The organism is Spirosoma oryzicola (genome assembly GCF_021233055.1).
GTDB lineage: Bacteria > Bacteroidota > Bacteroidia > Cytophagales > Spirosomataceae > Spirosoma > Spirosoma oryzicola.
Window position 1 is genome coordinate 4538101 of sequence record NZ_CP089538.1, and the last position, 13580, is coordinate 4551680.

The following is a 13580-nucleotide window of genomic DNA, read 5'->3' on the forward strand; positions in this document are numbered from 1 at the left end:
CAATTGTTTCAGCCTGTTTTAATCTAGCCAGCCTTCAGATACGTTCTTTGGGGCTTTTTTAACATTTTTTAAGGGTAATGCAACAGTAGAAATACATAGCGCGTATCGGCAATAGAATTAGCAGAAAGGTCCGTTGCTGGCTCTCAGGTCTGTTAATCAACTAACAAAACCAACCCTATTTTTATGAAAACCCTGCTTGCTTTTAGTTGCGTTGCCGCTATCGTATTAAGTCTGAACGCCTGCAACCGCAACTCGGTAGACCCGTCTACGACCACTGCCTCTGCCCGTTCGGGATCGGGTCCTAGTTCTACGACAGCCGGACCTCGCAGTCTGACGACCGTAGACGTATCGAGTCTTCCCGCTACGATTACAACGTACATTAGTGCAAATTATGCCGGAGCTACCGTCAAAGAAGCCAAGAAAAACGCCGAAGGTAGCTACCTGGTTATGATTACGGTGAACAGCACTGTAAAGCTACTGGCCTTTAAAGCGGATGGCTCTTTCGACAAGGAATTTGACGGCAAAGGGGGACACGCTCGTGGCGACTCAGCGCATCGTCCTAAACACGCTCCCGGCGATTCGACGCATCACCCTAAACCAGCACCTGGCGATTCGGTTCGTCACAACAGACCCGGTCAAGGCCCAGCCGTAACGGTGATTAATGCATCGAGTTTGCCCGCTGCTATTACGACTTATATCACGACCAATTATGCCGGAGTAACGATCGAAAAAGCCGCTCAGGACAAAAAGAGTAATGATTATGTCGTATTGGTTAAAACCGCCGACAGTAAGCGTGTGATGCTGTTGTTCGGCTCAGACGGCGCCTTCAAGAAGGCCGTTACCGGTAAATAACCGCCTAGGTTTTCGTTGGAATTATCCACAACGATACGCCATGTCTTCAAGATATGGCGTATCGCTTATTGAATCAAAATCTCATACTCAGCTACAGACGAACACCGAACCGTTCGCCTAACTCTTCCAGACTTTTGATAACGGGTTCCAGCACCGGAATTCCGTTAGCAAGTCGCTCGGCTTCCATCATTCGCTCCGGATCGCCAGGAATCAATACGCGCTGACCTTCAACGGCTTTTGCCTGCCGGAAACGTTGTATCCAGGTATCCATGTGCGCTTTAAACTCATCGGCAGGTCGGAAAGCGTCGATGCGCATAGCGCCGAAGAAATGACCAGTCCCCTGCCCGACCCCTTCGTTCGCCTGCATAAAACCAGCCGTTGCAAAGGGAGGAACCCAGGGACCATAATTAGCTCCGGACAGCACCCCCGAAAAAATATCGACAACGGCTCCTAGTCCGTACCCTTTGTGGCTGCCGTGTTCGCGGTCTGTGCCAAGTGGCAATAAGGCCCCGCCGTTGCGAATGGCGTTGGCATCGGTTGTCGGTTGCCCTTCGCTGTTCTGCGCCCAGCCCAGCGGAATATCCTGCCCTTTTCGCTGTAGGATTTCCAGCTTACCGTAAGCAACCGCCGTTGACGCAAAATCGGCTAAAAAAGTTGGTTCTGTTGCCGCCGGGATAGCCACCGCAATCGGATTGGTACCCAACAGTTTATCCAGCGAAAATGTCGGCGCAACCAGCGGAGCCGCGTGGGTCATAGCTTGCCCAATCATGTCATGGTCAGCGGCTAACAGGGCATGGTAGCCCGCTATGCCAAAGTGATTCGAGTTACGCACGGCGACCCAACCCGTTCCGGCAATGCGCGCTTTTTCGATAGCCACCTGCATAGCCCACGGCCCAACGATCAGACCAAGCCCCCGGTCACCGTCTACAACAGCAGTCGATGGTGTTTCGTGAACAATCCGAATGTGAGGCTGGGGATTGATTCGTCCGTTATCATAAAGCCGAACGTAGCCCGGCAGTCGGGCCACACCGTGCGAGTCGACACCACGCAGGTCAGCACTTACCAGTACATCAGCGGCCAGGCGAGCATCCGCTTCCGAGCAGCCGATGGCGACAAAGATTTGTTCCGTGAAGGAACGAAGTTGATTGGCTGTAATCATGCCGCAAATTAGTGAACACTGGGCGAACCGGTTAAACTTCGCTAAAATTTGGGCCAAATCGGTATGTTTTGCGTTATATCAGACAACGCCATTTTCATGCACATGAAGTCACGCAACGCCCACCGCTCCATTTTTGTCTTTCTTATCGCGCTATTCTCAGGTTATTTTTCTGTCGCACAGCCCACCGACACACTGACAACAGAGCAGCTTCTCCAGCGGAGGGGAACGGCTTATTCAGCCCTTATCCGTCCTTCCCGCTATCTGGCGCTGGATGCCAATCATAGCCTCGGCGGTTTCCGTAGGTATCGTTTTTTTGAAGGCGACGAGTTTCATTTCAAAGCAAGGGGCGAAAAATTTCGGGAGGAGTTGTATGCTGTTACGGATAGTACGTTCACGATCCTGATGGCTAATGAAGTAATGAATCGGGACGAACCCGTAACCTTTCGGCTCGATGAGGTGGAAAAAGTTATGCTGCATCGGCGGATACCATTCATTACGGCTGCCGGGACGATTTTCCCATTGGCTGGTGGTGTCTACCTGATCGCGGATGTCGTCAACAACCGTCAGTTGAATGCTAACGTACTTCCTGTTACGGGTGCCTTTATTTTAAGCGGACTTTTGTTCCACTGGATGAGTAACCCGCACGTCCGGATCAACAAAAACCACCGACTGAAGGTGTTGCGAACCTATTAAGTTGGCGTAACGATCTCGTATGGTGTATCTTTGCGGCAATGAACGCCGTCAAACTTACAACCCCTACCGGCCCCGTCCGGGCTACTATTCCGCTGGCTTCGTCGAAGAGCGAAAGCAATCGCGCCCTGATCATCGACGCACTAACCGATTTTCAGTGCGAGTTGCGTAATCTTTCGACCGCGCGGGATACGCAAACCATGATTCGTCTGCTCAAGTCAGATGACACTACCGCCGACGTGCTCGACGCCGGAACGACCATGCGTTTTCTGACAGCCTATTTTGCGGTGACAGGTCAGCAGAAGATAATGACGGGTACACCGCGCATGTGCGAACGTCCGATTGGTATTCTCGTGGATGCGCTACGGACGCTCGGGGCCGACATCACATATGTAAAAAACGACGGCTATCCGCCATTACAGATCAATGGCTTTACCCCTTCTGCGGAAGCAAAAGTAAGCATCCGGGGCGATGTCAGCAGTCAGTATATTTCGGCGTTGCTCATGGTAGCTCCCACGCTGCCCAACGGCCTAACGCTGGAATTGACCGGTGCCATCGGTTCACGACCCTACATTGAGATGACGTTGGAGCAAATGGTATATTTTGGCGCTGACCTCCAAGCCGACTGGGAAGCCAAAACCATCACGGTGAAGCCTAAACCGTACACCCCCAAACCATACGCCATCGAGTCAGACTGGTCGGGAGCGAGTTATTGGTACAGCATTGCGGCTCTGGCGCAGGACGAAACCAGTGAACTGGAGCTATTAGGTTTGAAAGCGAAATCCTTGCAGGGCGACAGCGCAATTGTGGATATCATGCGTCCTTTAGGCGTTGGAAGCACGTTCACCGATACAGGCGTTCGGCTGACCAAACAACCGGCAGCAACCGCTTTATCGTGGGATTTTACGCATTGCCCTGACTTAGCCCAGACAGTAGCCGTTTGTGCAGCCATGAAAGGCGTGATTTTGACGTTGACTGGTATCGAAAGCCTTAAAATCAAAGAAACCGACCGCGTAGCCGCTTTGCAGGCTGAACTGCAAAAAATTGGGGCTGAACTAGTCGAAATTGAGTCGAATCATCGTTATGAGGTTAGACCGCTCGGCAATCAGTCGGCGACTTTACCCAGCATCGAAACGTACGACGATCATCGAATGGCGATGGCCTTCGCCCCCGTAGCGATGCGTCGGGAAGTTGTGATTGAAGAACCAGGGGTTGTGGCTAAATCCTACCCCAGCTTTTGGGAAGATATGGCCCGCATTACACAGGTTCAGGCTATCGAAGAAGGTTCTAACGTAGCCGGATAATTCGAAAGCTTGTCCGACTCTGTAGTTTTGCCGGTCTGATCGACTAACCACCTTAAACTAATTTACACCAGCCATGACGCGTCGGGAGCAGTTCGAACAGCAAGGTTATCTTATTGTTCGCCAGTTATTTACAACCGAAGAAGTAGCAGAACTTCGCCAGGCAGCCTATCACCATCGCGACCAGCATCAAAAACGAGGCTTAGTCGCCCAAGTAAAACAGGCGGCTTCGGTAAAAGGGGATCTATTAAGTAAAGATGGGCTTGGCTGGGTTATCTACGACCCACGCGTTGTCGCTATTGCTACCGAGTTGCTGGGCGATACCCCCGTTTATTTTTCGGATAGTACGTATCAGATTGGCACCGGAACGCGCGGCTTCCACCGCGATAATATCGACCGGTTGCAATTCGGTCAGGGGTCCGACTGGGAAGGCTCGTATCCACTCATCCGCTTTGGCATTTACCTGCAAGACCACGATAAATACAGCGGAGGCATTCGATTTAAGGCGGGTAGCCACCAGGCCGCCGATGGAGCCGATGTGTTTGCCGACACCCGCGCGGGAGACATCGTTGTCTGGAACATGCGAACGCTGCACAGCGGCAATGCCCGACGCATGAAGTTGTTCAATAACGTAGCTTTGCACGTCGGCCTGGAGAATCGGCTACCCGACTTCTTGTTTCGCGAACAACAGGGAGAGCGTGTATCACTTTTTTTCAGCTACGGCCTGAAAGGAAAACACCTCGATCATTACCTGCAACAGCATATACTCAAGCGGGCTGATATCCAGGAAAACGTTCGTCTTTCCGACTATTCACCCGAAGTGCTGGCGAAAGCCCAACAGAATAACGTTGACGTGCTGGATGTGAAAAAACTATTGAAATAAGTCAATACTGGCTCAACGCAAGCGTTATAAACCTAGTCTAAACGATACAGCGCAGACAAGTTGCGTTTATAGCTTGGCGGACGGCGGGCGTAATACCGCTTTTTGCTTATAATTTTCAACGTTAAGTAATTTTTAAGCTATAATTAACGTTTATTATAAAATTACTCACCAATTTTGTGAGGTGAATTAGTTATCGCATTCAGCAGCAAGCTGTTTTGCAAACTACAAAGACATTGCTTTTTTAGCATAAAGATCCTTTACAAAGGGAAGGTTGAACATCAAGATTTGATGACCGCTCGGTCGTCAATCTTGAAATGGTGTGGATAGAAGCGGAAAGCCGCCCCGAAGTTTCGGAGCGGCTTTTTTGTTTTTAATCGAATAGAAAAAAAACCTCGTTAACTTGCTGAATAATTCTATTTTGAGAGTAAATTGTACAGTTTAACCTTTCCTTGAGGAGCTATTTGTTACAATGACAGAAATACCCTTAGCGACCCGTTTTGTGGACGATCAGACTGTTTCCTGGGAGTCTGTGGCAGAAGGCGTCAAGCGTAAAATTATGACCTACGATGCCAACCTGATGATGGTCAAGGTTGCGTTCGAGACCGGCGGCATCGGTACTCCCCATCAGCATCGGCATACGCAGATGAGTTACGTTGAACGTGGTGCTTTTGCCATCACTATCGGCGAAGAAACCAAAACCCTTCGTACCGGCGATGTTTACTACATTCCACCCGATATCCGGCACGGAGCCGTTTGTTTAGAGGCTGGTGTACTGATCGACGTCTTCACGCCCATGCGTGAGGATTTTGTGTAATCCATGACCTTCTATCGCGAATACCCAATCCTGTTTTTTAACTAGTATTACTCATTTTTCATCGTTAATCATGCAACGCCCTTTTTGTTGTTTGCTTTTGTGCTTACTGCTTTACGCTGGTAGCACATGGGCACAGAATCCTGAATTACCTTACACTACGATTAACCTTCAGAACCTAAACGATTTTAAGCCGACCGGCAGTAACTGGAAACTGGTTGGCGACGTTTTTTACGACCTCAACAAGATCGGGGGCGGCAACACAAAATCAGGTAGCGGTATTCTCGTCAATGATTTTTCGGGCAAGAGTAAAGAGCATTTAGCCACCAAAATGGAACATGGCGACCTGGAGCTGGAGCTGGATTTCATGATGGATAAAGGCGCTAGATCGGGCATTTTCTTGCAAGGCCGTTACGAGATACAGTTATTCGACAGCTGGGGCGTAAAAGATCCTAAATCGACGGACTGCGGTGCGATTGCCCAACGGTGGGACGAAAACCGTCCGGAAGGTCGGAAAGGATACGAGGGACACCCACCCGCTCAGAACGTAAGCAAAGCACCAGGTCTATGGCAGCATTACGCCATTATATTCCGGGCTCCCCGATTTAACGAAAAAGGCGAAAAAGTTGCCAATGCCCGCTTTATCAAAGTAGTTCAGAACGGCGTTACCATCCATGAGAATGTCGAGGTAACCGGTCCAACGCAGGGGGCTCCTTTACAGGACGAAAAGCCGACTGGCCCTCTGATGATCGAGGGAGATCGCGGCCCCGTTGCCCTTCGCAACATCAATTACAAGTCATACGGTATTGAGCCGGTTACGCTGACCAAGCTGCGGTTGAGCGCCTACGATGGTAAATTCAAATCCGTTGATGAGCTGAAAGCGCTTACCCCGAAGCGGGAAATGGACATCGATGTCCTGGCGCATCAGGCTCCCGGTAGCCGCGATAATTTTGCGGGTAAGATAACCGGCACGATTCATATTCCCCGTTCGGGCGAATACCTGTTCAACCTGAATCTGCGCTGGATACCCGCCGAAGTTAACCCAAAGGTTCGTAACGGGGCCGGTGAGTTGAAAATTGCGGGTAAAAAGATTTTCGGTATCGACACCGAAGACGGTGGTAAAGCATCGACAAAAGTCAATCTGGAAGCTGGCGATTACCCGATTGAACTGTCGTATTACAAAAATTTTGGCCTCTGGTACGCCCGTAGCAACGACATTCTCCTCGCCGTAGAGGGGCCTGGCGTTCAGTATACAACCCTGAACCAAATTATTCGTGTCGAAGATCCGGTTAGCGAGATTTCGGTGTTGGCGAAAAGCGACCCTGTTATGCAACGGGGTTTCGTGAATCACCACGGCAAAAAACACACGCATACAATCTCGGTTGGTGAGCCGGGCTACGCGAACTACAGCGTTGACCTTCAGAAAGGTGAATTTCTGCAAATCTGGCGGGGTGACTTTCTGGAAACAACACCCATGTGGCACGGTCGGGGCGAAACGCAGCTATCGGTTCCGATGGGTAGCGTGATTGAACTGTCGGGAAAACCGTCGCTTGCCTTTTTATCGGATAAAAATACGGTCTGGCCTGATTCCAACGCCACCTATAACAACTTAGGCTACGATGTCGATCAGGCAGGTCGTCCTATTTTCAAGTATACGCTAGGTACCGCAAACGTGCGCGAGTCGTTGGCTGCTACCGACGAAGGCCGGAAGTTATCCCACACGTTTACAGTGACGCCCGCAACGGAAGGAATCTGGTGCCGCGTTGCCGAAGGCAGTGACATTGTCCAGCTCGGTAATGGCCTCTACGCAATCAACGACAAACAATATTTTATAGAGCTACCGGGCAAAGAGAAACCCGTTATTCGTACGACCTCAACAAACACGAAAGAGCTGTTACTACCAATCGGTGCGAAGAATAACGCAGGAACTGTTACGTACTCAATCATCTGGTAAGGCTCTATTTTTCAATAGCATCATGAAATCGTATTCTCATACTATAAATCAACTGGCGCTGAAGGCGTTGCTCACGTCGAGCCTTGCCGTTCTAACGCCTTTCATCACGTCAGCGCAGATCCAGTCCAAAACGGGTCTACCCGTTAGTTCCAGCAGTAAGCAACCCGCCCCGGCTCCCAAAGGACTGGCCAAAATAGAAGCTGATCCGGAAAAGGAAGATGATTTTTACAAGCTCATTTCGCTGCCCGTTCCCGAGGATATCATTCTGGAAGTAGGTGGTATGGCTACGCTGCCCGACGGCGGTCTGGCGGTTTGTACCCGCCGGGGTGAAGTCTGGATCGTTTCAAATCCATCGATAAGCGGCACCGAACGCCCTACCTACAAACGGTTTGCATCGGGTCTGCACGAGCCACTGGGACTCGCTTACAAAGACGGTGACATTTACGTAACCCAACGCAGTGAAATAACGCGTCTGCACGATGCCGATGGCGATGGTCGGGCCGATTCGTACGACAAGATTTACTCCTGGCCGTTATCGGGTAATTACCACGAGTATTCATACGGACCAACGTTTCTGCCTAACGGCAACATGCTCGTGACGCTAAACGTGGGCTGGAGCAACAGCCTGGGGCATGGCGTTAGTCTGGTCCCCTGGCGCGGCTGGACCCTGGAACTTACGCCCGACGGTAAGATGACGCCCTTTGCCGCTGGTATGCGTTCTCCGGCTGGTTACGGCATGAACGCAGCGGGTGATTATTTCTACACCGAAAACCAGGGCGACTGGGTTGGTTCGGGCCGTATTTCGCAAGTTGAGAAAGGTGATTTCCTGGGTAATGCCGAAAGCCTTCGCTGGACCGACCTACCGGGCTCTCCCCTGAAACTAAAACCCGACGAAGTACCCAATACGGGCGAACCGCTGTACGACGTAGCGAAACGGGTCCCCGCCTTGAAAGCACCGGCGGTTTGGTTACCACACGGTATTTTAGGCATATCAACATCGGGCTTACTAACCGACAACACGAAAGGAAAATTCGGGCCGTTTGAAAACCAGATGTTTATCGGCGATCAGGGCCAAAGTATTTTATCCCGCGTTGATCTTGAAAAGGTGAAAGGCAAATACCAGGGTGTAGTGTTTCCGTTCCGCGAAGGCTTTTCCTCCGGCGTTCTTCGGCTGGTGTGGGGCCACGATGCGTCCATGTTCGTAGGGATGACCAGCCGGGGTTGGTCATCAACGGGGAAAGAGCTGTTTAGTTTGCAGCGCGTCGTCTGGACGGGTAAGACTCCGTTTGAGATGAAAACGATTCACGCGATGCCCGACGGTTTCGAGATCGAGTTCACAGCTCCGGTCGATCAGGAACTAGCCGCCGATCCCGAGTCTTACAAGGTTACGGGCTTCAATTACAAGTATCACGCGACTTACGGTAGTCCGGTTATCAACCGGGCGGGTTGCCCAATTCGAGGCATCGTTGTCTCGAAAGACGGTATGAAAGCGCGGTTGGTTGTTGACAGCCTGCGGTTGGGTTACATTCACGAAATCACGACGAACGGTGTGCGGTCAGAAAACGGTCGGGCGTTATTGCACAATGTCGGCTATTACACGCTAAATAATCTGCCTGACGGTGAAAAGCTAACGATTACGGCGGCTCCCAAACACAATCATGCGGACATGGCGATGGCATCTACAGCAGCGACTCCGCCAGTCAACAGCAAGTCAGCAGCAGGTAAAGCAAAGGCTACGGCGAAACCCGCTGCAACAAAACCAGCCGCCAGTGCCGTTGCTAAACGAGTAACTGAAATGCCTGCTTCGTGGAGTGAACCGGATTATACAATTACGATGGGAACCAAACCCGGACTCAAATTCGCACCGGAGCAGTTCCAGGTAAAAGCGGGCAGTAAGGTTCGAGTTGTCTTCAACAACGAAGATGACATGCTTCACAATTTTGTGGTTGTGATGCCGGGCACCGCCGTTCAGGTTGGCGAGTTGGCGATGAAACTGGGCCTGGAAGGGCAGGAACGTAATTACATTCCGCAGACGGACAAGGTATTACACCACACTAATCTGCTACAGCCGAACACCAACGAGACGATCTATTTTACGGCTCCTGAAAAACCGGGCGATTATACGTACGAATGTTCGGTCCCGGGTCACTTCTACGTCATGCAAGGCACAATGAAAGTCGTAAAATAAACTTTCTGCTAATTATTACCTGTAAGTTAGTACCTTGATCTGTCTAGTGCCACGCCCATTTTTGTGCGTGGCACTGCTGTTAACGCCAATACCAAACTTGAATTCGTTATGAATAAACGTTTAAAACCTGCGGTCCTTTGCTTCCTCGCACTAAACCTGTTGGGCCTATCGGCCCAAAGTCAGTCCTTATCCGAATCGATTCGGCTTAATCAAATCGGGTATTACCCGAACGCAGCAAAAATCGCGGTTGTCGTTGGTGAAGCACAAGGGTCTTTTCAGGTAGCTACGCCTGATTTGAAAAAGACCTTGTTTACAGGTACATTGGGCGAACCACGTAAGAATGTCATTTCGGGTAAAACAACCCGGACGGCCAATTTCTCGTCATTCACGAAGGCCGGAACGTACGTACTTGTTATTCCGGGAACCGGCCACTCCTACCCGTTTGAGATTCGGACTGATGTACATAAGCCTGTCGCCACTGGCGCTCTGAAAGGGTTTTACTACCAACGCGTCTCAACCGACCTACCCGCCAAATTTGCCGGCAAATGGGCACGCCCCGCCGGACATCCCGACACACGTGTACTGATTCATCCATCAGCGGCATCGGCAGACCGTCCAGCGGGCGCCGTGATTTCGTCGCCCAGAGGATGGTACGATGCCGGAGATTACAACAAATACATCGTCAATTCGGGTATAACGATGGGTACGCTCCTATCGCTTTACGAAGATTTTCCGGCCTATACAAAGTCGTTGAATACCAACATTCCAGAGAGCACCAACAAAATTCCTGACCTGCTCGACGAAGCGCTCTGGAACCTACGCTGGATGCTTACCATGCAGGACCCCGCCGACGGTGGTGTTTACCACAAGCTGACCAATCCTAGCTTCGACGGAATGGTTATGCCTGACAAAGCGGTTAAAGACCGGTATGTCGTTCAGAAAAGCATTACGGCGGCTCTGGACTTTGCGGCAGTGATGGCGCAGGCCGGACGTGTGTACAAAGCTTACAATCGTGAGCTACCTGGCCTGGCCGATTCCTGTGTAACCGCAGCGAAAAAAGCCTGGACTTGGGCTAAAGCAAATCCGAATGCGGTTTACAAGCAATCGGAGATGAATACTAAGTTTGACCCCGACGTTGTAACGGGTTCCTACGAAGATCATTTTTCCAGCGATGAGTGGATTTGGGCAGCTGCTGAGCTTTACGTTACCACGAAAGACGACTCTTACTACAAAGCGGTAAATCTGTTCCCTGATGCCAAAACCCCGCTGCCGTCCTGGCCACAGGTGCGTACGCTGGCTTATTACACACTAGCCCGTTTTGGAAATGAATTGACCGATGCAGGCAAACAAGCGTTGCCAGTTGTAAAACAGCACCTGACAACGTTTGCAGATTCGTTGATCCTGGACGCGGATAAACAAGCGTTTCAGACCGTAATGGGAAAATCGGCGAAGGACTTTATCTGGGGGAGCAGTGCCGAAGCGGCCAACCAGGGTATTGCCCTCCTACAAGCGTACCGGTTCACAGATTCGCCAAAGCGAAACCAATACTTGCGATATGCGCTGAGCAATCTGGATTATTTGTTAGGTCGCAACGCGGTTGGTTATTCGTTCGTGACCGGCTTCGGCGATAAGACACCAATGCATCCTCACCACCGTCCGTCCGTCGCTGATGGCATCGATGAACCCGTTCCTGGGCTTTTGTCGGGCGGTACGAATGCGAATGCGGCCCGGCAGGATAAATGCGCCGGATATACGTCAACAGTGGCCGATGAAGTGTTTATTGACGCTGACTGTTCATACGCATCCAACGAAATTGCAATTAACTGGAACGCGCCATTGGTATATCTGGCAACTGCACTGGAAGCTTTACAGAAAGAGCAGAAGACGAACGACTAGATTCTAAAGCTAATCAAATTGTGCGGTCAGGTTTGAGAACCTGACCGCATAGAAACAACCCGACCGAACACAAGATCACTTGTTTTAAGCGGGTTTGTTCAACGAGTTCACCAAAGCAATCAACTCCGGAATATCCAGAATAGAATCGACAGGTGCATTGGCGATAGCCTGCTGAGGCATAAAGGGAGTCTGGGCGGTTTCGGGTTTTTGCACAACCGTTGTTCCACCCGCTTTCTTAACCGCTACCAACCCCTGCGTACCGTCCGCGTTAGCGCCTGACAACAAGATACCAACCAGTTCTGGCCCAAACACATCGGCAGCAGACTCAAACGTTACGTCAAGCGACGGACGGCTGTAATTCACTTTTTCGGAATCATCGAGCGAAAACGTCAAATCTGGCTCGATCAGGAGGTGATAGTCGGCGGGGGCAATGTAAATGGTTCCTGGACTTATTCCGTCCTTATCCTCAACTTCTTTCACTGGGATTTTTGTCCTGCTGGCCAACAAGCTTTCCAGCGTCGAATCAACAGAATTCTTCCGGTGCAATACAATAATTACGGTAAATGAGAAGGAGGTCGATAAGGAAGGCAGCACTTTTAACAGTACATCGAGACCACCTGCCGAACCGCCTATTACGACAGCTTTGCAAGAAATAGTCAGCTTACTTTCCGCCATATTTTTTCCTTGTTCAATTGCGTAAACGTAGACTTCAGCGCCGAAAATTTCAAGGTCTCTTTTGATCCTAGAGCCAGATAACCAAGCTGCCCCAGGCTATCGTCGAACAAATTCAAAACACGGTCTTGCAAAGCCTTGTCAAAATAAATCAATACGTTCCGGCAAAGAATAAGATCAAACTCATTGAAAGAACGATCTGACACTAAATTGTGAATGGAAAAAATCATTTTTTCGGCTAGCGACTCGTCAAATTTCACCTGACCGTACATAGCGGTATAGTAGGAAGAAAAATCCTGCACACCTCCCGATTCAATGTAATTTTCCGAATACTGCTTCATCTGAGCCAGCGGAAAAATACCTTTTTTTGCTTTGTCGAGAGCAGCCGGATTCAGATCGGTAGCATACAGTAAAGATTTGTGAAGGAGTTTAGCCTCTTTCAGCAAAATAGCCAAAGAAAAAACTTCTTCGCCGGTTGCACATCCGGCATGCCATACGCGAATAAAGGGTTTGGTGGCTAACGTCGGAATGACTTCGGTTCGCAGCACTTTGTAAAAAGAAGGATCACGAAACATCTCCGTGACTGTGACGGTAATTTCCTCTACAAATCGTTTCAAATAATCCGCGTCTGTTCGGATTCGGTAACGGAACTCGGCGAAACTAGGAAATTTGTCCAGCATTAAAAGCCTGACAATTCGCCGTTTTAAGGACGCTTTGGCGTAGTTGGTAAAGTCATATCCGTACAATTCATACAGATCATTTACTAATAAATCAATTTCAGACTCTTCAATCATTGCGTAACTCAATTAAACACGCAGCAACAGTTGCAACAACCTGTCCACATCGACTGGTTTAGAAATATAATCGGCTGCTCCGGCCTCTAAACACTTTTCCCGGTCGCCCACCATCGCCTGTGCCGTAACCGCAATAATGGATGTATGACGACGCTTCTCAATGTTTTTTATCCGAGGGATTGCCTCATACCCATCCATTTCGGGCATCATCATATCGATTAGAATGATGTCAACTACCGCATCCGTTTTCAATAAATCGAGCGCTTCCTGCGCGCTATTGCAGGAAACACAGTCGAATGATTTCGCTTTTAGGGTGGCCGTCAACGCAAAAATATTTCTTGCATCATCGTCAATTATTAAAACCCGTTTCTTACTCATGT

12 protein-coding genes are annotated in these 13580 nt (G+C 50.1%); 8 read left to right on the forward strand and 4 right to left on the reverse strand.

Annotated elements, in window-relative coordinates; all coding sequences use genetic code 11:
* Positions 1 to 183: 183 nt before the first annotated feature.
* On the forward strand, positions 184 to 852 hold the full coding sequence (locus LQ777_RS19260) for a PepSY-like domain-containing protein (protein WP_232559567.1): 669 nt from the start codon (positions 184 to 186) through the stop codon (positions 850 to 852).
* Positions 853 to 943: 91 nt separating this feature from the next.
* Here LQ777_RS19260 and LQ777_RS19265 read toward each other — a convergent pair whose 3' ends face one another.
* Positions 944 to 2011 carry an Ldh family oxidoreductase gene (locus LQ777_RS19265; RefSeq protein WP_232559568.1) on the reverse strand — a complete coding sequence of 356 codons (1068 nt, stop codon included), beginning with the start codon at positions 2009 to 2011 and terminating at the stop codon, positions 944 to 946.
* A 102-nt stretch (positions 2012 to 2113) separates the two neighbouring features.
* Here LQ777_RS19265 and LQ777_RS19270 point away from each other — a divergent pair, with 102 nt between their 5' ends.
* From LQ777_RS19270 to LQ777_RS19300, 7 genes are all read left to right on the forward strand, one after another.
* Positions 2114 to 2704, forward strand: a complete 591-nt coding sequence (locus LQ777_RS19270; RefSeq protein WP_232559569.1) for a hypothetical protein — start codon at positions 2114 to 2116, stop codon at positions 2702 to 2704.
* Positions 2705 to 2742: 38 nt separating this feature from the next.
* Complete coding sequence (locus LQ777_RS19275) at positions 2743 to 4005, forward strand: 3-phosphoshikimate 1-carboxyvinyltransferase (RefSeq protein ID WP_232559570.1); 1263 nt, start codon at positions 2743 to 2745, stop codon at positions 4003 to 4005.
* A 73-nt stretch (positions 4006 to 4078) separates the two neighbouring features.
* Positions 4079 to 4885 (forward strand): phytanoyl-CoA dioxygenase family protein, encoded by an 807-nt coding sequence (locus LQ777_RS19280; protein ID WP_232559571.1) that lies wholly within the window; start codon positions 4079 to 4081, stop codon positions 4883 to 4885.
* A 469-nt stretch (positions 4886 to 5354) separates the two neighbouring features.
* Entirely contained in the window at positions 5355 to 5699 is a 345-nt protein-coding gene (locus LQ777_RS19285) for a cupin domain-containing protein (protein ID WP_232559572.1), read from the forward strand.
* 70 nt (positions 5700 to 5769) lie between these two features.
* A complete protein-coding gene (locus LQ777_RS19290) occupies positions 5770 to 7650 on the forward strand; it encodes a 3-keto-alpha-glucoside-1,2-lyase-like domain-containing protein (RefSeq protein ID WP_232559573.1) in 1881 nt (626 codons plus the stop codon).
* Between the two features lie 22 nt (positions 7651 to 7672).
* Entirely contained in the window at positions 7673 to 9838 is a 2166-nt protein-coding gene (locus LQ777_RS19295; protein ID WP_232559574.1) for a plastocyanin/azurin family copper-binding protein, read from the forward strand.
* 108 nt (positions 9839 to 9946) lie between these two features.
* Positions 9947 to 11734, forward strand: a complete 1788-nt coding sequence (locus tag LQ777_RS19300; RefSeq protein ID WP_232559575.1) for a glycoside hydrolase family 9 protein — start codon at positions 9947 to 9949, stop codon at positions 11732 to 11734.
* Between the two features lie 84 nt (positions 11735 to 11818).
* Here LQ777_RS19300 and LQ777_RS19305 read toward each other — a convergent pair whose 3' ends face one another.
* The 3 genes from LQ777_RS19305 to LQ777_RS19315 are packed head-to-tail and all read right to left on the reverse strand — an operon-like array spanning position 11819 to position 13578.
* Positions 11819 to 12409: a chemotaxis protein CheB gene (locus LQ777_RS19305; protein WP_232559576.1), complete on the reverse strand. Its 591-nt coding sequence runs from the start codon at positions 12407 to 12409 to the stop codon at positions 11819 to 11821.
* Positions 12391 to 13200, reverse strand: a complete 810-nt coding sequence (locus LQ777_RS19310; protein WP_232559577.1) for a CheR family methyltransferase — start codon at positions 13198 to 13200, stop codon at positions 12391 to 12393. The genes LQ777_RS19305 and LQ777_RS19310 overlap by 19 nt, the downstream gene beginning before the upstream one ends.
* A 12-nt stretch (positions 13201 to 13212) precedes the next feature.
* Positions 13213 to 13578 (reverse strand): response regulator, encoded by a 366-nt coding sequence (locus LQ777_RS19315; protein WP_232559578.1) that lies wholly within the window; start codon positions 13576 to 13578, stop codon positions 13213 to 13215.
* Positions 13579 to 13580 lie beyond the last annotated feature (2 nt).

Bases quoted from the DNA above. Each gene is read 5' to 3' on its own strand.
- LQ777_RS19305 (WP_232559576.1), bottom strand. From the start codon at position 12,409: ATGGCGGAAAGTAAGCTGACTATTTCTTGCAAAGCTGTCGTAATAGGC.
- LQ777_RS19265 (WP_232559568.1), bottom strand. From the start codon at position 2,011: ATGATTACAGCCAATCAACTTCGTTCCTTCACGGAACAAATCTTTGTC.
- LQ777_RS19300 (WP_232559575.1), top strand. From the start codon at position 9,947: ATGAATAAACGTTTAAAACCTGCGGTCCTTTGCTTCCTCGCACTAAAC.
- LQ777_RS19260 (WP_232559567.1), top strand. From the start codon at position 184: ATGAAAACCCTGCTTGCTTTTAGTTGCGTTGCCGCTATCGTATTAAGT.
- LQ777_RS19315 (WP_232559578.1), bottom strand. From the start codon at position 13,578: ATGAGTAAGAAACGGGTTTTAATAATTGACGATGATGCAAGAAATATT.
- LQ777_RS19270 (WP_232559569.1), top strand. From the start codon at position 2,114: ATGAAGTCACGCAACGCCCACCGCTCCATTTTTGTCTTTCTTATCGCG.
- LQ777_RS19310 (WP_232559577.1), bottom strand. From the start codon at position 13,200: ATGATTGAAGAGTCTGAAATTGATTTATTAGTAAATGATCTGTATGAA.
- LQ777_RS19275 (WP_232559570.1), top strand. From the start codon at position 2,743: ATGAACGCCGTCAAACTTACAACCCCTACCGGCCCCGTCCGGGCTACT.
- LQ777_RS19295 (WP_232559574.1), top strand. From the start codon at position 7,673: ATGAAATCGTATTCTCATACTATAAATCAACTGGCGCTGAAGGCGTTG.
- LQ777_RS19280 (WP_232559571.1), top strand. From the start codon at position 4,079: ATGACGCGTCGGGAGCAGTTCGAACAGCAAGGTTATCTTATTGTTCGC.
- LQ777_RS19290 (WP_232559573.1), top strand. From the start codon at position 5,770: ATGCAACGCCCTTTTTGTTGTTTGCTTTTGTGCTTACTGCTTTACGCT.
- LQ777_RS19285 (WP_232559572.1), top strand. From the start codon at position 5,355: ATGACAGAAATACCCTTAGCGACCCGTTTTGTGGACGATCAGACTGTT.